Consider the following 17,826-nt stretch of genomic DNA (forward strand, 5'->3'; position numbering starts at 1 on the left):
CCGGGGCAGCCCGGGGCAGAAACCTGGACCGATACGCGACCGCCAACCCGGTCGACGTTCATGGCCATCGCACCAGCTTCCTGTGGCGGGGCAGGCTCAGCCCTCACCTTGTGGCGGGGCCGGCACCCTTGCCGGCCCTCGCGCCGGCCCGGAAACGTATGCGGTGCTTGTTCGAACCGGCTCGCCTCTCAGGTCAGTCCGGCTCGTTCCATGGCTTCCCGGCGTAGCGGAGCCATCTGGTACTGCTTCGGGAGCGTCGCCATGACCGTGGCGATCAGGGCTCGCAGGCCGCGGACCGATAGAGCGGCGGCCAGGTCGGTGGTCGGCCACCCGAGACCGCCGTAAATCTTGCGGGCCCAGCCCGGCAGCAGGCCGATCGCCGTGCCGGCGACGCCGAGATAGGCCCAGCGGGCCGGGCCCAGGCTCAGGCCGAGGCGCAGGGGTAGCCCACCCCAATGCTCGGGCACCGGTGGCACGGTCAGGAACAGGGCCGTCTCCGCGCTGTCCCGGGTGAGGCTCAGCTCCGGGCGCATCGCCTCGAAGTACGCCGCGACCTCGGCGGCGGTGGAGGGGACGGTCGCCGGGTCCAGGCCCACCAGCTCGGCGGAGCGCAGCTGTTCGGTGTAGTAGCCGTCCACCTCGTCGGCGGTCAGCCGTACCCCGGCTCGTACCGCTGTCGTCAGGAACGACTCCACCTCGGCGACATGCACCCAACGCAGGAGGTCGGGCTCGTCGATCCGGAACCGTTCACCGGTCGCCGGGTCGACCGCCGACATCCCGGCGTGCAGCCGCCGCAGCCGGCTCGCGGCCAGCTCCACCTCGTCGGTACTGCCGTAGATGACCGTGCCGACGTAGTTGGAGGTGCGCAGCAGCCGCCCCCAGGGGTCGGCGCGGTACCCGGAGTTCTGCGATATGCCGGCCACCGCCCGTGGGTGCAGGGCCTGCAGATAGAGCGACCGTAGGCCGCCGAGCATCAGGATTGGCTCCCGGTGCAACTTCCACGTGACCGAGTCCGGTCCGAACAGCCCGATGTCTCCTGACATGCCATCCAGCGTGCCACGGCCGGCGCCGAAGGTCAGGATCCAGTCGTCGCCCGTCGTACCTCGCCCATGGTCCGTTGGTCCTCGGCGCGTTCGTCGGCCCTCGCGTTTCCGTTCGGCCCCGGCCCTCGCCGCGTTCGTCGGTCTTCGTCCGTCGACGCCCGGTCAGGAAGCCAGGTCGGCGGTGCGGCGGGCTTTGCAGGCCGGGCACAGGCCCCAGAAGGTGATCTCGGCCTCGTCGAGGTCGAAGCCGTGCAGCTCGGAGGGCAACAGGCACGGTCGCTCGCCGACCGCGCAGTCGACGTCGGTGATCGCGCCACAGCCGCGGCAGACGATGTGGTGGTGATTGTCGCCGGCCCGCGACTCGTATCGCGCGGGGCTGCCGGCCGGTTCGATGCGCCTGGCCAGACCGGCCCGGGTCAGTGCGCCGAGAACGTCATAGATCGCCTGGGTGGAGACCGAGTCGATCCGGGACCTCACCTGCTGGGCGATCTCGTCGACCTCCAGATGGCCGCCGCCGGTCAGAACCTCGAGCACGGCGAGGCGTGGACGGGTGACACGCAACCCGTGTTCACGCAGCAGTTCCTCACCGGTCGACATGCGTCCATGACAACACGTCACCTCCGATTCACCAACCCGGATGGTGGTCACATCGATCGGCGCTCCGTACAGCGCGTTTCGATCACGACTTGCTCAGGGGATAGTTGCGCCGTCAGACGACTCCTAAGCTTGCCTTCACCCGGATCGCCACCGCCCGGATCGAGGAGGAATGGTGCTAGACCAGGTCAACGGTTTGCCAGTACATGTCCTTGTGCTGCACGCCGCAGTCATCTTCGTGCCCCTGCTCGGTCTGGGCGCCGTCGTCTACGGCTTCTTCGCCGCTCTGCGACCCAGAATCGGCTGGGCGGTGGCACTGCTGGCCATCGTCGCGCCGGTCGCCGCCTTGATCACCAAGCTGTCCGGGACCGAGTTCTACAACCGCCTGCTCAGCGAGGAACGCGTCTCCCCGGCGGGCAAGGTGATCCTCGACGGGCACATGGAGAACGGAACAATCACGCTCTGGCTCACGCTCGCGCTGGGCGTGGTCAGCCTGGTCCTGTTCGCTCTGACCGCCCGCAACCCGCGCGCCCTGCCGAAGATCGCCGACATCGCGTTCGGCGTGGTCCTGCTGGTGCTGGCCGGCTTGAGCGCCTGGTACCTCTTCGAGACCGGCGATTCCGGCGCGACGGCCGTATGGGGCACCTACTGACCGTTCGTCTCGGCCTTGGTTACTGCGTCTGGGCCTCGGCTGCTTGATCTCGGCCCTGGCAGCTGCGGCGGGGTCTCGGCTGCTTGGTCTCGGCCTTTGCCGTAGGGGCCGTGACGGCTCATTCCGGCTCCCGGTCAGCTCTGCCCCGCTCCTGACCGGGAGTTCCGGAGCAGCCCGCCCAGCACGCGGTGCCCCGCGCCCGCCGCGCGGGGGCGGGCTCATGTTCCCCAGGCCGAGGCGATACGGCTCGCCGGACCGGCGACCTCAGGCGCGTGTGGTGCCTCGGCGTGGGCCAGACGCCGGACCGGTTGTGTCGTTCCGGATCCGAACGGCCCGTGGGCATGTGTGTCGCCCGGGCGCGGGTCGGTCACCCGGCGGGTGTCGTCTCGGCGTGGTTGTCAAAAGACGACGCGGGCGCAGAGCAGGCAGACGACGATCAGCGCAATCGCTCCGGCCACCAGGCCGACGCCGTAGGTGACGGTGCGCGCCGAGCCCTCCGCCTCGTCCAGCGCCTCGAAATCTTGAGGCGGCATGCGGCGGGGCGGTGGAGGGTGCGCGATGGTCGGCGGCCGCCACCCGGCCGGGGGTGGATCGGCGCGCGGCGGCCCCGGGTAGTCGGCGGGCCGGGCCGTCGGCGGGGTCTCACTCCGCCTGGGCGGCTCTGCGGCCGGATCGGGGCGCTGCCAGTACGCGTCATCGTCCGGGACGCTGGTGGGGGAACTCACGTTCACCGACGGTACAACCGGAGGGGGACGACGGCTGCGCCGCTGTCGGCTTACCCTCGTAGTCGTGGACATCCTGGATGACCCTGAGCGTGACAACGACGCGGAGCGCGAGGTCGACTTCGAGTCCGAAGAAGCTCCGGTGCTGCCCGAACAGACCCGTGACGACACCGAGCGAGGCTGGGGTGAGCAGTCCTGGTCGAACGACGACCGTCTGCTCGAAGACCGTCCGCCGCACTGGGGCTGATCACGCCTGACTCCCACACCCGTCCGGCGGCTCCACCCGTCCGGCGACCCTTCGTCGTGGCTGTGGCAGCCTTTCGACGGCTCCGCCCGTCCGGCGTCTCCGACCGGCCATCGATTTCGTCGCGTGAGGGCCGTCCGGCGTCTCTGACCGCCAGCGATTTCGTCGCGTGGGGGCCGTCCGGCGTCTCTGACCGGCCAGCGATTTCGTCGTCGCTGTGGGGGCCGGTCGGCGGCTTGGTCGGTCGGCGACCTCGTCCTGCATGCGTAGGCCGTCCGGTGGGACTGGTTCTCAGCGGCCGGGTTTGGGCCTGGCAGGACGTCAGCCGGGACGGATCACGATCGCGAAACCCCGGCCCGTGGCGGACACCGCGCGTTGAGCCTCGTCGGGGCCGAGCGCGAGGAGCAGCCCGCCGGTCGCTGGGTCGTCGGCGCCGGTCACCTCCAGGACCAGTGCGGCGCTCGCCACCGCCACGGTCCGGTCGCGGTCGCGGTCGCGGTCGCCGTCGATCCGGAGCAGGTCCACCCGATTTCCGGGACGGACCACGGTCAGGGCCGTGGGGTCGGCCAGCCGCACCGGGACCCCGACGCTTCCCGCCGGGATCGCCCGCGTGTTCCCCGCGGAGCCGGACGCCGGCGTGACCGGTGTGGCCGCGCTCGAGGACCGGGGTGCCGTCACGGGGGCGACGCAGGTCGTCGGTTGCAGCCACAGCACCGCTGCTGCTGTGAACAGCAACACGGCGGCCGAGAACAGCCGGAGTAGCGTGCCGCGGCCTGGCCGGCGCCAGCGCACCGGGTCGAGACGTTCATCGGCCGGTGCCGGGTCCTTGCGGGGCATCAGAACTCCAGAATCTCGCTACACCTGCTCCGGGACCGCCGGCGGCCGCGTGACGCCTTCTCGCAGCGTTCGGCCAGCGGTTGTGGCGACGTTAGGCCGACCGGGGCAGGTGCTGCCGAGCTCCCTGTGGACAACCGCGGATTGTGGATAACTCCGCTCCGCGCCGAAGAGGGTGTTAAACCTGTTTCCCGAGGGGCTGATGGAGTGTCGAGCCGCCAGGAGCCTCATTGGCCGCGGCCTACTCGTGCCCTTGAGAAACGGGCTTGGACACCAGCCCTCGACTGAGGTGGAGGCTTCGGCTGGGAGACGGCTGCGGCGCCGTGGCCGGGCTAGCAAGGCCGTGGCCGGGCTAGCAATGTGGTGCGGCCGAGTGGGCAGAACGGCCGGCGAGCAAAGAGGTGGGCTGGTGAGGAATCGCGTGAGCCGGGGAGACGTGTTCCGGGATTGCTGTTGCCGGGTGAGCGACCGGCCAGGGGGGCGACGTGGTTCCCGTGAAGTTGAAGGAGTCCTGGGATCGAAGGCCCGGGTGAGCGAATGGCCCCGGGGAGCGAGGCGGCCGGGGAGCGAGGCGGCCGGGGAGCGAGGAGGCCGGGATGAAGAAGGGCTGCGCGGGCATGAGGCGGGCCGACGAGGGAGCGCGGGAGCGACATGGCTCAGGGGAGCGACGCGACCGGGTGAGCCGGATGGGAGCGACGCGACCGGGTGAGCCGGATGGGAGCGACGCAACCGGCTGAGGTGGTGGGCCGCAGGGCATGAGGGCGCGGACTGGAGGCGCTGGAAAGGCCGCGCGCCGGACCGGAGAACCGGCCCGGCGCGAGCGGTGGAACGGTGAGCGGCGTAGCTCAGGAGGCCGCGGCCGCCTTGCTGCCGCTGCTGCCCGAAGACGAGGACGAGGACGAACTCGTGCTGCTGCTCGACGAGGAGGACGACGAGGACGTCGAGCTCGAGGACGACGTCGATGTGGTCGAGGTCTCCGGCTTCTTGGCTGCGGCGTCACCGGAGCCGCTGGCACTGCCGCTGGCCGACTTCTCGGCGCTCACGTTTCCGGAGCGGGAGTCGTTGCGGTAGAAGCCCGAGCCCTTGAAGACGATGCCGACCGAGTTGAAGACCTTGCGCAGTTTGCCCTGGCAGTTCGGGCACTCGGTGAGTGCCGGGTCGGAGAAGGACTGCACGGCTTCAAGCTGTTCACCGCACTCGGTGCAGGCGTACTGGTAGGTGGGCACGGCTCCTCCGGATCAATCGGCTGCTGGCACTCGCCAACTCCGAGTGCCAATGTTGCGGCATCGGAGGTCAATTCGTCCACTCGGCGCCCGGCCTGAGGCCGAAGCATGGCGTGGGCGATGTCACATCGGCCGGTGATCGAGGGCGCTGGTAGGCAGGTGGAAGGCCGGTGGAAGAGGTCGGTGGGAGAGGCCGCCGGTGGGGGTGATCACGGCGTTCACGCGGCGGTCGTGGGGTTCGGCGGGCACGTCGTCGACGTCCTCACCGTCATGCAGGAGGGCTACGGTCAGCGGGCCGTACCGAGGCAGGTGCGCCACGGTCTGAGAGTCCGGCTGTGGCGAGCCGGACCTGGCCGGTGGGTCCGGCTGTGGCGAGCGGTACGCGGTCTGAGGGTCCGGCTGTGGCGAGCGAGACCTGACCGGTGGGTCCGGCTGTGGCGAGCGGGACGCGGTCTGGGGGTTCGGCTGTGGCGAGCGGGACGCGGTCAGGGCGTCCGGCTGGGGCAAGCGGGCCAGGGCCCGGTCGTAGGAGCCGCCGCCCCGGCCCATCCGGGTGCCGTCGCGTCCGACCGCGAGCGCCGGCACGAGCAGCAGGTCGACCGTGCGGACCGCGTTGACGCCGAACCGCGGGCCGGACGGTTCGAGGAGTCCGCGTGGGCCCGCGACCAGTGTGGCGGTCGGCGTCAGCTCCGCCCAGTCCAGGTCGTTGTCGGGCAGCAGGACGGGCAGCAGCAGCCGTCCGCCGGGCGGGAGCGCGGCCAGCAGGCGGGCCGGAAGGTCGGGTCCGCCCGGTTCGGAGCCGATCGGCACGTAGGCGGCAATCGAACGGGCGCGCGTAGCCCGTACCAGAGCATGGGTTTGATCTTGAATCTCTGCCGCTGCGGCCGCCCTGGCGGTGACCGGAAGTGATCGACGCGCCGTGAGCAGTTGAGTGCGTAGCGCGATCTTGATTTGTGATGATTTTTCGGCGGCAGGGGTTAAATCCGACATGCAACACCCCCTGTTGGAAACCGGCAAACGGCACACACTATGTCAGCATCGCTGAAAAGAGGGCCACCTCCAGGAGGATGCGTGACACTACGTGGCCGGCTGACCAGCGCATTCTTGGTGGTCGTGCTCGGTCCGGTCCTGCTCGGGTCGATCTTCGTCGCTGTCACCGTCGGGGCCGTGAACCGGGAACGGACCACCGAGCGCCTCGACCACGCGGCGACCACCGTCAGTGTCGCGGTCGGCGCGATCTGCCGCCAGCTGCAAGCTTCGGCGGACGCGGTCGCCGTGGTTCCGGCAGAGAGCCGGCGTGCGGTCGCCGACCAGCTGGTCGCCCGGGGGTTGGCCACCGAGATTCTGGTGACCGATCCGGAACAGCCGAATCTGGGACGTTCCGCGACGACCGGCGACCCCGGTGGGGCGGGCCGGGATTGCGCCGATCCGGGTGCAGGCGAACCGAGCCGGGTGAGCGCGTCGGCGTACGCCCAGGATGTCACCGTGATCGCCGCCCAGCGGATCGACGCCGCATTGCTGGACCGGCTGGGTGAGGCCGCGGGTGTCGCCGTCACGCTCGGCGCCGATGTGCCGGGAGCCGCCGGGACCGCGCGTCGTGACCTGCGCGCCGAGCCCGGCCGCCCGGTGCCGCTCACGCTGACCGTGCCCACCGGCGAACCCACCTTCCGATACCTGGCGCTGCTGCTGATCGTGCTGGTCACCGCGGCCGTCGCGGTGCTGGCCGCCCGATGGCTGGCGCGTTCGACGACCCGGCCGCTCGGTGATCTGGCCTGGGCGGCCGACCGGGTCGCCAACGGTGACCTGGACACACGTGTGCCGATTCCGCGGCCGGACGAGCTGGGACGGCTGGCCGGGACGTTCAACCGGATGACGCGGGAGTTGCAGTCGTACGTGCAGGCGCTGACCGCCAGCCGGGACCAGTTGCGGCGGCATCTGGCGATCCTCGGCGACACCCTGTCCAGCACCCACGACCTGGACCGGATCCTGCCGGTGATCCTGCGCACCGCGATGACCGCGACCAGCGCGCGGGCCGGGCTGATCCTGCTCACCGATCCGGCCGACGGGCGGCTGGCGGCACGCTGCGGATTCGGGCTGGCCGGCGACTGGGACATGCCCGGTGCCGAACTGCCGCACCGGGCCGTGCTCGGCACGGTGGCGGCCACCGGGTCACCCTTGCGGGGTAACACGGGCCAGCCGGCGTGTGAGTCGTATCTCGCTGTGCCGATCTGTGCGCCGCCGGACGAGGAGGCCGGTCCGGAGGAGGGCACGCTGGGCGTGCTGGCGCTCTTCGACCGCCTGGGCGGCGCTTCCTTCGAGGACACCGACCTGCGTACGCTGCGCACCTTCGCCGGGCAGGCGGGGGTGGCGGTGCACAACGTGCGTGTCCACGAGGAGGCACAACGTCTCTCGTTGACCGATCCGCTGACCGGACTCTGGAACTACCGTTATCTGCGCGAGGTGCTGCGCCGCGAGGTGGAGCGGGCGAGCCGGTTCGGCCGGATGCTCACCGTCCTGGTCCTCGACCTGGACCACTTCAAGGAGGTGAACGACACGTACGGCCACACGGCGGGCGATCAGGTGCTGGGCGAGTTCGCCCGGCGGATCCGGATCGGCCTGCGCGAGGTCGACGTGGCGTTCCGGCAGGGTGGGGAGGAGTTCGTGGTGCTGCTGCCGGAGACGGACGCGTACGGCGGGGTGATAGTCGCCGAGCGGCTGGGCGCCGCAGTCCGCGACCGGCCGGTGCTGGTGGAACCCCGGCGGCCCGGCCTGCCCGACCGCATCCCGATCAGCGTCTCGATCGGCATCGCGGTCTTCCCCGAACACGGCGCGACGGCCCAGGAGGTGCTGGACGCCGCCGACGAGGCGCTGTACGCGGCGAAGAACGCCGGGCGGGACACGTATCGGCTCGCCGTTCGGGTTTCCCGGGGTGGGACGGAGGGGCATCTGGATCCAGCGACCGCCGTCACCGGAGGGCCGCAGCCGCCGCGACATGGCCGTGGCCGATAGTCTCGCGGCATGCCAGGGCCACTCGCGGCATGCCAGGGGCACGAACCAGCGAAGGTGAAGTGACTGAATGACGACGAAGCGCGCCGTCAAGGCGGTGATCCCGGCCGCCGGACTCGCCACCCGATTCCTGCCGGCCACGAAGGCCGTGCCCAAGGAACTGCTGCCGGTCGTCGACCGGCCGGTTCTGCAGTACATCGTCGAGGAGGCCGCGGCCGCCGGCATCACCGACGTGCTGCTGGTCACCGGGCGGGGCAAGACCGCGATGGTGGACCACTTCGACAGGCGTCCCGACGTGGAGGCCCGGCTCGAGGAGAAGGGCGACAAGGAGCGTCTCGCCGCGGTCCGCCGGTCCAGCGAACTCGCCGACATCTACACCGTGCGCCAGGGCGAGCCGCTCGGTCTCGGCCACGCGGTCGGCACGGCCGCCTCGCACGTCGGCGACAACCCGTTCGCGGTGCTGCTCGGCGACGAGTTCGTCGAGGAGGACAAGCCGCTGCTGCCGGCCATGCTCGACCTGCAGGCGAAGACCGGCGGCATCGTGCTCGCCTTCATGGAGGTCGCGCCGCACGAGACCTCGCGGTACGGCATCGCCTCCATCCGTGAGAGCGATCTGGGCGAGGACGTCGTCGAGGTCACCGGCCTGGTCGAGAAGCCGTCGCCCGAGGAGGCCCCGAGCAACCTGGCGGTGCTAGGCCGCTACGTGCTGCCCGGCAAGATCTTCGGCGTGATCGCCGACACCAAGCCCGGTAACGGCGGCGAGATCCAGCTCACCGACGCGATGGCGACGATGCTCGCCGACGGCGTGCCGGTGCACGGCATCGTCTACCGCGGCCACCGGTACGACACCGGCATGCCGCTCGGCTACCTCCAGGCCGTCGTCCAGCTCGCGGTGCAGCGGCCCGATCTGGGCGAGGAGTTCCGGGCCTGGCTTACCGAATTCATCGGCGGCCGGAAGGGATGACCGCCACGGCCGATCGCGAGGCGGCCGCTTCCAACGAGCTGATGCCTCTAGCCGAGTACCTGGGCAGCGTGCTGCGCAGGCTCCGCGCGCTGCCTCCGCTCGACCTCGATCTCACCCAGGCGCACGGGAACGTGCTCGCGGCCGACGTGGTCGCGCCGCACCCGTTCCCGGCGTTCGACCAGGCCGCGATCGACGGGTACGCGGCCCGATGGGAAGACCTGGCCGGTGCCGGGCGCATCGGGTCGCACCCGTCGTTCGGGCAGTTCGAGAACACCGCCCGCACGGTCCGGCTGAACGTGGTCGGCGACATGGGCGCGGCGCACTGGCGACCGGTCCGGCTAACCCCGGGCACCTGCTTCTCGGTGGCCGCCGGTGCACCGCTGCCGCTCGGCGCCGACGTGGTCGTCCCGATCCACTGGACCGACCAGGGCATGGCGGCCGTGGAGATCCTGCACGCGCCGAAACGGGGCTCCGGCGTACGGCGGGCCGGTGAGGAGATCGCCGTCGGGCAGCTCCTCGCCGCCGCCGGTTCGTACGTGACCCCGCCCATGGTGGCGGTCTTCGCCGCCTCCGGCATCGGGCACGTCATGGTCCGGCCCAGCCCGCGGGTCGTCGTCGTGGCGACCGGCGACGAACTCGTCGACGTGGGCCGGCCCAGCCAGCCCGGACAGGTCGTCGACGCCAACTCGCACGCGCTCACGGCGGCCGCGGTGGAGGCGGGCGCGATGGCGTACCGGATCGGCATCTGCGACGACGACCCGGAAGGCCTGCGCGGCCTGCTGGAGGACCAGACGTTGCGCGCCGACCTGATCATCACGACCGGCGGCACCGGCACCGGACCGGGCGACATGCTGCGCCGGGTGCTGTCGCGTCCCGGCCCGGGGCGCGGCAACGTCGAGTTCACCGACGTCGCGCTCTGCCCCGGCACCGCGCTCGGATTCGGCACGGTCGGCGGCGAGGAGGTCCCGGTGGTGTGCCTGCCGGGTGAGCCGGGCGCCGCGCTGATCGGCTTCGAGGTGCTGGCCCGGCCGGTGATCCAGCTGCTCGCCGGTGCGGAGCCGGTGTTCCGGCCCGGGATCAAGGCACACCTGCTGGAGACGGTCTCCTCGCCCGGCGGGCTGCGCGAGTTCCGGCCGGCGCACGTGGCGGAACGGCGGGGCGGTGGTTACACGGTGCAGCCGCTCGCCGGTGGGCCGTACACTCTCTCCGGTCTGGCCGAGGCGAACGGCCTGCTGGTACTCGGCGAACGGGTCACCACAGCTGCCGCGGGCTCGACCGTCGACGTTCTGCTGCTCGACCGGAGGCGATGAATGCTGGGGGCCACCACGCCCGGATGGCCCGCTGTACTGGCGGACGGGGCCGTGCTGCTGCGGCCGTACAAACGTAGTGACGCCCGCGACTGGTCCGAGGTCCGTGTCGCCAACCAGACCTGGCTGGCTCCCTGGGAGTCGGCGCCGCCCGGCCCGTGGGCGGAGATGAACTCGCCGCGCGCTTTCGGATACGTCTACCGCGACATGAAACGGGCCGCCCGTAACGGCGACAGCATGCCGTTCGCCGTCTGCCTGGTCGAGGACGGCCGGGAACGTCTCGTCGGGCACGTCAACCTGGGAAACATCGTGCGGCGGGCGTTCGCGTCGGCGTACGCCGGCTACTGGGTCGATCATCGGGTCGCCGGCCGCGGTGTCATACCGACCGCGCTCGCCCTGGCCGTCGACCACGCCTTCGGGCCGGGCGGACTGCACCGCATAGAGGTCAACATCCGGCCGGAGAACGGGCCGAGCCGCCGGGTCGTCGAGAAACTGGGCTTCCGAGAAGAGGCTTACCACCAGCGCTACATGCACATCGACGGTGGTTGGCGCGATCACCTCGGTTACGCCATGACCAGCGAGGAGATCGCCGCCGAGGGCGGCCTGCTGGCACGCTGGCGACGGGTACGCACGTCGAACTGATCTTGAACGTCAGAACGCTACCGGCGCGGCGCGCGAGATATCACCGCTACCGCCCGTAACCTCACGTTCGTCGTGTCATTTCACGTGTCATTCGTCGTGGCGGATCGGAGAGGTCACGGTGCCGACCTCGGTGCTCCTCGCCGTCCTCGCCGCGGCAGGCCTGCTCGCCCTCGCCCCGGCCCTCGTCCGCCGGTACGACGCCACCGAGCGCCTCGCCGCGGAGCGGGCGTCGTCGACGGCGCGGGTGCTGCAGCGCCGGCGCCGGATCCGCACCGTGCCCGGACGCCGACCGATCAACCCCGCGCGCGAGGTCACGGTTACGGTTCCCGCCCCAACGGGTGATCCCGCTCCCGCCCCCGAGCGGCGTCTCCGCCTGGTCACCGGCAAGCGTCCACCCCGGCGCGTCCCGGAACGCCGGGGCACCCCCGCGGTCGTCCGCCGCCGTCGCGTCTTCGCCGCGCTTGTCCTGCTCAACGCCATCGAACTGGTCGGTGTCGTCGCGGTCGGACCCGGCTTCTGGATCAGCTTCGCGGTCACCGGCAGTCTGCTCGCGCTCTATCTCGTACACCTGCGCAACCGCGCCATCGCCGACCGCCGTCGCCGTCGCGTCCAGGCCCGCGAGGCCGCCTGGCTCGCCGCCCGCCAGGCCGAGGTCCGCCGCGAACAGGCCCGCCGCGCCGCCGCCCGCCGCGAGGCCCAGCGGCGTCTGGCCGCCCAGCGCGAAGCCGTCCGGCGTGCGGCGATGGGCCTCGACCGGGAACCGTCCGACCTTCCGGTCGCCGCCAACGGCGGCTCGGTCTCCTATCGCCGGCGGGGCGGTCTGCGAGGTCGTGCCTACGAGGCGGGTGGGCGGCACCACAACGCCTCATGATCATTTTGTACGGAAGGGAGCGCCGGTCAAACGCAGCCGACCCCGTCCCGTGCCTCCCCGGCGACGCGGGCGGGACTCACGCTCCCAGGGCCGCCATCCGGGCTGTTGCCCTCCCGGGCGTCGCCGGTGTCGCCGGGCCGATCTTGTGCGTTTGTGGTGGGTCGGGCGGCGCAACCTAACAAGATCTGCTTGGAACCGGGTGGCGGCGCACCGCCGCTGCGAAGATCCACCCGGCCGGACGTGTCGGGGTGGGGTGGTTCGCGGGGTGCTTCGTGGACCTGTTAACCTTTCAACGGTTCCAAGGTGACGACGTCACCAGACGACCAGGGGGCTGTGGCGCAGTCTGGTAGCGCACCTCGTTCGCATCGAGGGGGTCTGGGGTTCAAATCCCCACAGCTCCACCCCTTTCAACGCCTGGACTTCGGTCCAGGCGTTTTTGTGTTTGAAACTCCGCTCGCTTGTCGTTCAGTTTCTGCCCCTGTTCAAATAAAATGAACGGCGTGCAAAACCGAACAGGCGTTGGCTTCGACGAAGTGGAGCGTCGGCTTGAGCTCGCTCAGGCGCGCCTGCAGGAGTTCGGCGTGAGGCTGTCGAGAGAGCCCGATCACGCCCGGCCGGACAGCGGCGCGGATGCGGTCATCACCCTGTCGCGGGGCGACGCCAGGAGCGTTTACGCGGTTCAGGTGAAGTCGTCGATGACGCTGACCGCCCTCGCCCACGGCAGATACATGGGGACTGATCCTCTGCTGGTGATCGGGGACCGGATCACTCGCCGGAGCGCCGAGGCCTTCCGTGAGGCGAACATCCAGTTCGTCGATGCGGCAGGCAATGCTTTCGTCGCCTTCGATGGCGTGTTCGTCGATGTGCGCGGCCGTGTCGATCCGGTCGCGCACGACCGTGATAACCGATCCCTGGTCGCCGGCGTGCAGGAGCCGAACCTCTTCAGCCGGAGCCGCGCCCAGGTGATCATGGCGCTTCTCGCCTGGCCGGAGCTCATCGGCGGGCAGCGCCGGGAGATCGCCGCCGTTGCGGGAACCTCCCTGGGACAGACGCACGATGTGCTCAAGCACCTGACTGCCGCGGGTTACCTGTCGGGGAGTTCGAAGAAGCCGGCCCGATTCGGCGAGTTGCTCGACCTGTGGACCGCCGCCTACTCGACCGGCCTCGGTCCGCGCCTTCACCTCGCCCGGTTCTCCGGTGATCCCGGTCGGCCGATGACGACGGAGCAGCCCGCCTATCTGAGTGGTGAGTCGGCCGACGGTGTCGACATCGCTCGTCCGGCGACGTTGACCGTCTACCTGAGCTCCTGGGATCCGAAACTCGCGATCGTCAATCGCTGGAGCACGAACCCGGATCGGGTGCCCAACGTCTTCGTTCGCCGGAAGTTCTGGGTTTCGCCGCGCCCGTCCGACGAGGACGTTACGGCGGGGCCGCAGAACGCGCCCTGGCCATTGATCTACGCCGACCTGATGGCGGCCGGAGATCCCCGTCTCACCGAGGTGGCCAAGACATGGAGGGCCCGATTTGCTCGACCTGACTGGAGTTGATCCGACGTTCCTCGACGTGGTCGACAGGGTGACGACGGAGCTTATGGCGAAGTCGGAGCGGCTGAAATCCGGCGAGGTTTTGCTGGTGGGAGCCCACTGCCGCGACATCCTGCAGAGCGCCTTCGGGTTCGAGTTCCCCCTGCGGGTCACGTCCGACATCGACCTCGGGCTTGCGGTCGCAAACTGGGCGGCCTACGACGAGCTGGTCACGAAGCTTCGACCGGCCGGTAACACCGGCATCCGGTTCCAGGTCGGGCAGACGATCGCTGATCTGATGCCCTTCGGTTCGGTGGAGGACCCACCCGGCACGGTGGCGCCCACAACCCGCCGCGCGCCGATCAGTGTGTGGGGCTTCACCGAGGTCTTCGCGGCCGCCCTTGAGTTGCGGCTGCCGAACGCGGGAACCATCCGAATGCCGACCGCCGCCGGCTACGCCGCACTGAAGCTGGCAGCCTGGCTTGATCGCAGCGCATACGGCGAGTACAAGGACGCATCCGATATCGCTACGGTCGTCTACTGGTATTCCAGGTCGCCCGCTGTGGCGACCCGTCTCTACGAGACCGTGCAGGGCCAGGAGCTACTGGTCGAGGAAGACCTGGACGACTCCGCGACGGCGGCCCGCCTTCTCGGCGTGGACATCGCCGACCTCATCGGCGCCGAGCGGCTGTCCGAGATCGTCGAGCGCTGGCCCGCCTCGCCCAGAGGGCTGTTGATTCACCACATGAACGTGACGAACGCGGCGGACTGGCCGGATTCGCCGGAACGGCGGCAGGTGTTGCTCCGGGCTGTCGAGCGCGGCTTGCGGCTCGGCCCTGAGGCGGCGGCCTGGTGAAGCCGGATCGGCACGGTGACGGCGGAGCAGAACCCGCGGACCTGCACGCCCGGTCGTGGCTACAGCGCCATCGATCTGCGGGTGGACACGGACAGTTCGGGGCACGCGGTGGACGTGTCGTCGATCGGGGACGCCAACGGTGCGGTCGCCTTTGCGATCCTGCGCCGGTGAACGGGAACGGCCCCCGCCCCTGCAGGGGCGGGGGCCGTGTCGAGAGTTCTTACCAGTTGCCGAGCACGAGGCGGCCGGCCACGTTGTTCAGGTTGTACGAGCCGCTGTTGTACCAGACCCGGGCGGCGTAGTTGCCGTTGCGCCAGACGTAGTAGGAGAAGGTGCCGTCGGCCTGCTGGTACGCCATGACGATGTCGTCCTTGCCGTCGCCGTCGACGTCGGCGGCCGCCATCCGGTTGCCGACGTTGCTGAGGCGGAACGAGCCGGAGTCGTAGTCGCTGGTGCGGTTGAACGAGTCGCCGTCGGAGAGCCAGCGGTACGTCCGCATGGTGCCGTCGCCCTGGTCGTACGCCATCGCGGGTTCGGCTTTGCCGTCGCCGTTGAAGTCGCCGAGCACCAGTCGGCCGGCCACCCTGGCGAAGTTGTACGAGCCGCTGTCGTACCAGACGCTGGCGGCGGAGTTGCCGTTGCGCCACACGTAGTAGGAGAACGTGCCGTCCGGCTGCTGGTACGCCATGACGATGTCGTCCTTGCCGTCGCCGTTGACGTCGCCGGAGGCCATGCGATCGCCGACGTTGCTCAGCTGGAAGGAGCCGGAGTCGTAGTCGCTGGTGCGGTTGAACGAGTTGCCGTCGGAGAGCCAGCGGTAGATGCGCATGGTGCCGTCGCCCTGGTCGTACGCCATGGCGGGTTCGGCCTTCTTGTCGCCGTTGAAGTCGCCGAGCACGAGGCGGCCGCCGACCCGGCCGAGGCCGAAGGATCCGCTGGTGTACCAGACGCTGGCGGCGGAGTTGCCGTTGCGCCACACGTAGAACGAGAAGGTGCCGTCGGCCTGCTGGTAGGCCATGACCACGTCGTCCTTGCCGTCGCCGTTGACGTCGCCGGAGGCCATCCGGTCGCCGACGTTGCTGAGGCGGAAGGAGCCGGAGTCGTAGTCGCTGGTGCGGTTGAACGAGTTGCCGTCGGAGAGCCAGCGGTAGATGCGCATGGTGCCGTCGCCCTGGTCGTACGCCATCGCCGGCTCGGAGCCGGTTGCCGGCTTCGGCGGGGCCGGCTGCGTGGGGGAGGCCGCGATCTTCGTGTACCGCCGCGCCACGTAGCTGGTGGCCCGGTGGCTGTCGATGGTGCCGGAGTCGATCGACGCCGTCCGGATCTTCACCGGGGTCGACCCGAAGGTGTAGTAGGTGAAGTGCCGGCGGTCTGTCTTCCAGCTCTTGAAGAGGACCACGTGCTTCGCGGCGATGTTGAGGATGTCGCCGGGCTGCAGGTCCGACTTGCTGATCTGGTTCGAATAGTTGTGCAGTGTCCGCGTGCTGGGGTCGGCGTTGAGGTGCCAGGCCATACCCACGTAGCCGGAGCAGTCGCGCCGGTACTTGCGGGTGTGTGTGGGGTCCCACGCGAACGCCTTCTGGCTGTACGGGCCGGGCTGGTTGTCGACCCAGCCCTGGGCGCGCCGCATGATCTCGGCCCGGGTGATCGGCCCGCCGACCGAGGAGGCCGCGAGTGCGGAGACCTTGCCGCTGTCGGAACTCTGGGTGGCTGCGGGTTCCTCGTCCTCCCCCGGATCGTCGTCGGGGAGGTCTTCGCCCGGGTCGTTGATCTGGCAGCCTTCGAGCTGTGCCGCGAGGTCGGTGGGCACGGTCTCGTCGCAGACTCCGCCGGAGCCGACGTTGAGCGGCTTCCAGCGCAGCGCGGCGTCCTCGTAGCGGAACAGCACGAACGACGCGTCGTACTCGCCTTCCGCCGGAACGACTGCGGTGACCCAGGGCAGGGCGCAACTCACGCTCTCCAGTACGGCCGGATTGCCGGCCGCCTCGTCGAGGAGCGGATCGGCCCGTAGGTCGGTGAGCAGGGTGCCCGCGGTGGGGCACCCCGGAGCCGCCGCGGCCGCCTGGGCCGGGATCCCGCCCGGAATCGTGAGGGCACCCGCCAACGCGAGCGCCGTCATGAGCGTGAGTCTGTTTGTCTTGAGCATGGCCGTCCTCCCCGTTAATCGATCAATGTCGATCTGCGAACGCGGACGCCGCCCCGGATCGGATCGATCTGTGGCTGCGTCAGGTGGAGGTTATGTAGCGGGGTGAATCCCGTGCGCGTCCAGAATCAAGAATTCGATGGTCAGCCGAGCGCGCGGACGGCCACGGTCTCGCCGTCGACGACCTCGCCGGTGGGGCGGAAGCCGAGCTTGGCGTAGAACGCGGCCGGGCCACCCTCGCGTGCGTGGTAGGTGACGTACGCCTCGGTGCCACCGCGGGCGCGGATCTCGGCGCAGACGGCCTCGACGGCGAAGGAGCCGTAACCGCGGCCCTGCTGTGCGGCGGCGATGTTGAGGCGCCAGAGGCCGGAGCGCCGGTCGGTGTCGTCCGGGTCGGTCCACGGGATGTCGAGGAACGCCATCACGAAACCGACGAGCTGGTCGTCGTCGTAGACGAGGCGTGGCCAGGCCTGTTCGCCGTAGACGTACGCCTCGGCCAGGGATTTGACGACGGGTGCGACGAGGTCGGCCTGATCGGGGCGGACCGACAGCTCCAGGGCCGCCTCGTAGTTGCGTGGATCGATCGTCCGCAGTTCCATGGCGGGAAGGTTAGCGGTGGAGGTGGAACGAGGCGATCTCCTCCACCCGGGTACGCGTGATGCCGGCGAGCTGTTCCACGGCGAGCGGATGCCCGGTCGGTTCGAGTTCGATGTACGGCAACTGCCCGACGGCCCTGGTGTGCACGTTGGTCCGCAGGTTGAGCGTCGGAGGGTCGTACCCGGCGATGATGTTGGAAAGCCAGCCGAAGTAGGGCGGTTCCTTCTCCCGGCCGGGTTGCTCCCACACGTCGACCGCCCTGGTGAAGCTGGGCCGGCTCAGCGAGACCCACATGCTGTAGGTGAAGATGTCACCGGTGTCCCACACCGGCAGTTCGATCAGGCCGCGGATGAAGAACTGCTCCCCGGATATGACGCACAGGTCGCCGTCGAGCAGGCAACCTTCCTGATCCGCCATCTCCGGCCGCCAGTAGTCGGGGGCCGGTGCGGCGAAGCTGAGCGGCGGGCCGTCGTGGGTGGCGCCGCACGTTCCGCAGACGAACTGCTCGGTGCTCATGGGCGCGAAGCATAACCGCTCGTCAGGAGCCTGCGCTGAGCTGCCAGTTCCGGGAGAAATGCGAGAATTGCTACTTTTGGGTGGTACCT

General features: G+C 70.1%; 19 protein-coding genes, 1 tRNA gene and 1 pseudogene. 12 read left to right on the forward strand and 9 right to left on the reverse strand.

The window, feature by feature from the left end:
• Positions 1-188: 188 nt before the first annotated feature.
• Positions 189-1,043 (reverse strand): oxygenase MpaB family protein, encoded by an 855-nt coding sequence (locus CLV67_RS04850; protein WP_203736879.1) that lies wholly within the window; start codon positions 1,041-1,043, stop codon positions 189-191.
• A 162-nt stretch (positions 1,044-1,205) separates the two neighbouring features.
• On the reverse strand, positions 1,206-1,640 hold the full coding sequence (locus tag CLV67_RS04855) for a Fur family transcriptional regulator (RefSeq protein ID WP_106315934.1): 435 nt from the start codon (positions 1,638-1,640) through the stop codon (positions 1,206-1,208).
• A 193-nt stretch (positions 1,641-1,833) separates the two neighbouring features.
• Here CLV67_RS04855 and CLV67_RS04860 point away from each other — a divergent pair, with 193 nt between their 5' ends.
• The gene (locus CLV67_RS04860; protein ID WP_239166031.1) at positions 1,834-2,289 is read left to right on the forward strand and encodes a hypothetical protein; all 456 of its coding nucleotides are present in this window, start codon (positions 1,834-1,836) and stop codon (positions 2,287-2,289) included.
• Positions 2,290-2,687: 398 nt separating this feature from the next.
• On the opposite strand, the gene CLV67_RS04865 is transcribed toward CLV67_RS04860, so the two are convergent.
• Positions 2,688-3,014 (reverse strand): translation initiation factor 2, encoded by a 327-nt coding sequence (locus CLV67_RS04865; RefSeq protein WP_170153749.1) that lies wholly within the window; start codon positions 3,012-3,014, stop codon positions 2,688-2,690.
• A gap of 64 nt (positions 3,015-3,078) precedes the next feature.
• Between CLV67_RS04865 and CLV67_RS04870 the strand changes: the two genes are divergently transcribed.
• Positions 3,079-3,258, forward strand: coding sequence for a hypothetical protein (locus tag CLV67_RS04870; RefSeq protein ID WP_106315937.1), 180 nt, complete (start codon positions 3,079-3,081; stop codon positions 3,256-3,258).
• Positions 3,259-3,576: 318 nt separating this feature from the next.
• Here the strand turns inward: CLV67_RS04870 and CLV67_RS04875 are convergent, their stop codons facing one another.
• Entirely contained in the window at positions 3,577-4,092 is a 516-nt protein-coding gene (locus CLV67_RS04875; RefSeq protein WP_106315938.1) for a hypothetical protein, read from the reverse strand.
• Positions 4,093-4,920: 828 nt separating this feature from the next.
• Between CLV67_RS04875 and CLV67_RS53125 the strand changes: the two genes are divergently transcribed.
• Positions 4,921-5,160 (forward strand): hypothetical protein, encoded by a 240-nt coding sequence (locus CLV67_RS53125; RefSeq protein ID WP_239166047.1) that lies wholly within the window; start codon positions 4,921-4,923, stop codon positions 5,158-5,160.
• A 14-nt stretch (positions 5,161-5,174) separates the two neighbouring features.
• Here CLV67_RS53125 and CLV67_RS54155 read toward each other — a convergent pair.
• Both CLV67_RS54155 and CLV67_RS04890 read right to left on the reverse strand, forming a co-directional pair.
• Positions 5,175-5,315, reverse strand: a pseudogene (locus CLV67_RS54155) (FmdB family zinc ribbon protein); the annotation flags it as partial.
• A 120-nt stretch (positions 5,316-5,435) separates the two neighbouring features.
• Entirely contained in the window at positions 5,436-6,302 is an 867-nt protein-coding gene (locus CLV67_RS04890; RefSeq protein WP_239166030.1) for a 5-formyltetrahydrofolate cyclo-ligase, read from the reverse strand.
• 81 nt (positions 6,303-6,383) lie between these two features.
• Between CLV67_RS04890 and CLV67_RS04895 the strand changes: the two genes are divergently transcribed.
• The 9 genes from CLV67_RS04895 to CLV67_RS51685 all read left to right on the forward strand — a co-directional run bounded on the left by CLV67_RS04895 (position 6,384) and on the right by CLV67_RS51685 (position 14,652).
• Positions 6,384-8,321, forward strand: coding sequence for a GGDEF domain-containing protein (locus tag CLV67_RS04895; RefSeq protein ID WP_203736878.1), 1,938 nt, complete (start codon positions 6,384-6,386; stop codon positions 8,319-8,321).
• 67 nt (positions 8,322-8,388) lie between these two features.
• On the forward strand, positions 8,389-9,282 hold the full coding sequence (locus CLV67_RS04900) for a UTP--glucose-1-phosphate uridylyltransferase (protein WP_106315941.1): 894 nt from the start codon (positions 8,389-8,391) through the stop codon (positions 9,280-9,282).
• The gene (locus CLV67_RS04905; protein ID WP_106315942.1) at positions 9,279-10,592 is read left to right on the forward strand and encodes a molybdopterin molybdotransferase MoeA; all 1,314 of its coding nucleotides are present in this window, start codon (positions 9,279-9,281) and stop codon (positions 10,590-10,592) included. The genes CLV67_RS04900 and CLV67_RS04905 overlap by 4 nt, the downstream gene beginning before the upstream one ends.
• Entirely contained in the window at positions 10,593-11,231 is a 639-nt protein-coding gene (locus CLV67_RS04910) for a GNAT family N-acetyltransferase (RefSeq protein WP_106315943.1), read from the forward strand. It begins immediately after the preceding gene.
• 118 nt (positions 11,232-11,349) lie between these two features.
• Positions 11,350-12,102, forward strand: a complete 753-nt coding sequence (sepX, locus tag CLV67_RS04915; RefSeq protein ID WP_106315944.1) for a divisome protein SepX/GlpR — start codon at positions 11,350-11,352, stop codon at positions 12,100-12,102.
• 327 nt (positions 12,103-12,429) lie between these two features.
• Positions 12,430-12,503, forward strand: a tRNA-Ala gene (locus CLV67_RS04920).
• Positions 12,504-12,602: 99 nt separating this feature from the next.
• Positions 12,603-13,649, forward strand: coding sequence for a type IV toxin-antitoxin system AbiEi family antitoxin (locus CLV67_RS04925; protein ID WP_239166029.1), 1,047 nt, complete (start codon positions 12,603-12,605; stop codon positions 13,647-13,649).
• Positions 13,627-14,481: a hypothetical protein gene (locus CLV67_RS04930; RefSeq protein WP_146168984.1), complete on the forward strand. Its 855-nt coding sequence runs from the start codon at positions 13,627-13,629 to the stop codon at positions 14,479-14,481. Before CLV67_RS04925 ends, CLV67_RS04930 begins: the two co-directional genes overlap by 23 nt.
• Positions 14,482-14,496: 15 nt before the next feature.
• Complete coding sequence (locus CLV67_RS51685) at positions 14,497-14,652, forward strand: hypothetical protein (RefSeq protein ID WP_170153750.1); 156 nt, start codon at positions 14,497-14,499, stop codon at positions 14,650-14,652.
• Positions 14,653-14,701: 49 nt separating this feature from the next.
• Here CLV67_RS51685 and CLV67_RS04935 read toward each other — a convergent pair whose 3' ends face one another.
• The 3 genes from CLV67_RS04935 to CLV67_RS04945 form a co-directional block, all read right to left on the reverse strand.
• Entirely contained in the window at positions 14,702-16,600 is a 1,899-nt protein-coding gene (locus CLV67_RS04935) for a C40 family peptidase (RefSeq protein WP_170153751.1), read from the reverse strand.
• Between the two features lie 167 nt (positions 16,601-16,767).
• Positions 16,768-17,223 carry a GNAT family N-acetyltransferase gene (locus CLV67_RS04940; protein WP_106315948.1) on the reverse strand — a complete coding sequence of 152 codons (456 nt, stop codon included), beginning with the start codon at positions 17,221-17,223 and terminating at the stop codon, positions 16,768-16,770.
• Between the two features lie 10 nt (positions 17,224-17,233).
• Complete coding sequence (locus tag CLV67_RS04945; protein WP_106315949.1) at positions 17,234-17,737, reverse strand: DUF2199 domain-containing protein; 504 nt, start codon at positions 17,735-17,737, stop codon at positions 17,234-17,236.
• Between the last annotated feature and the right edge of the window lie 89 nt (positions 17,738-17,826).

It is taken from the genome of Actinoplanes italicus, assembly GCF_003001815.1.
GTDB lineage: Bacteria > Actinomycetota > Actinomycetes > Mycobacteriales > Micromonosporaceae > Actinoplanes > Actinoplanes italicus.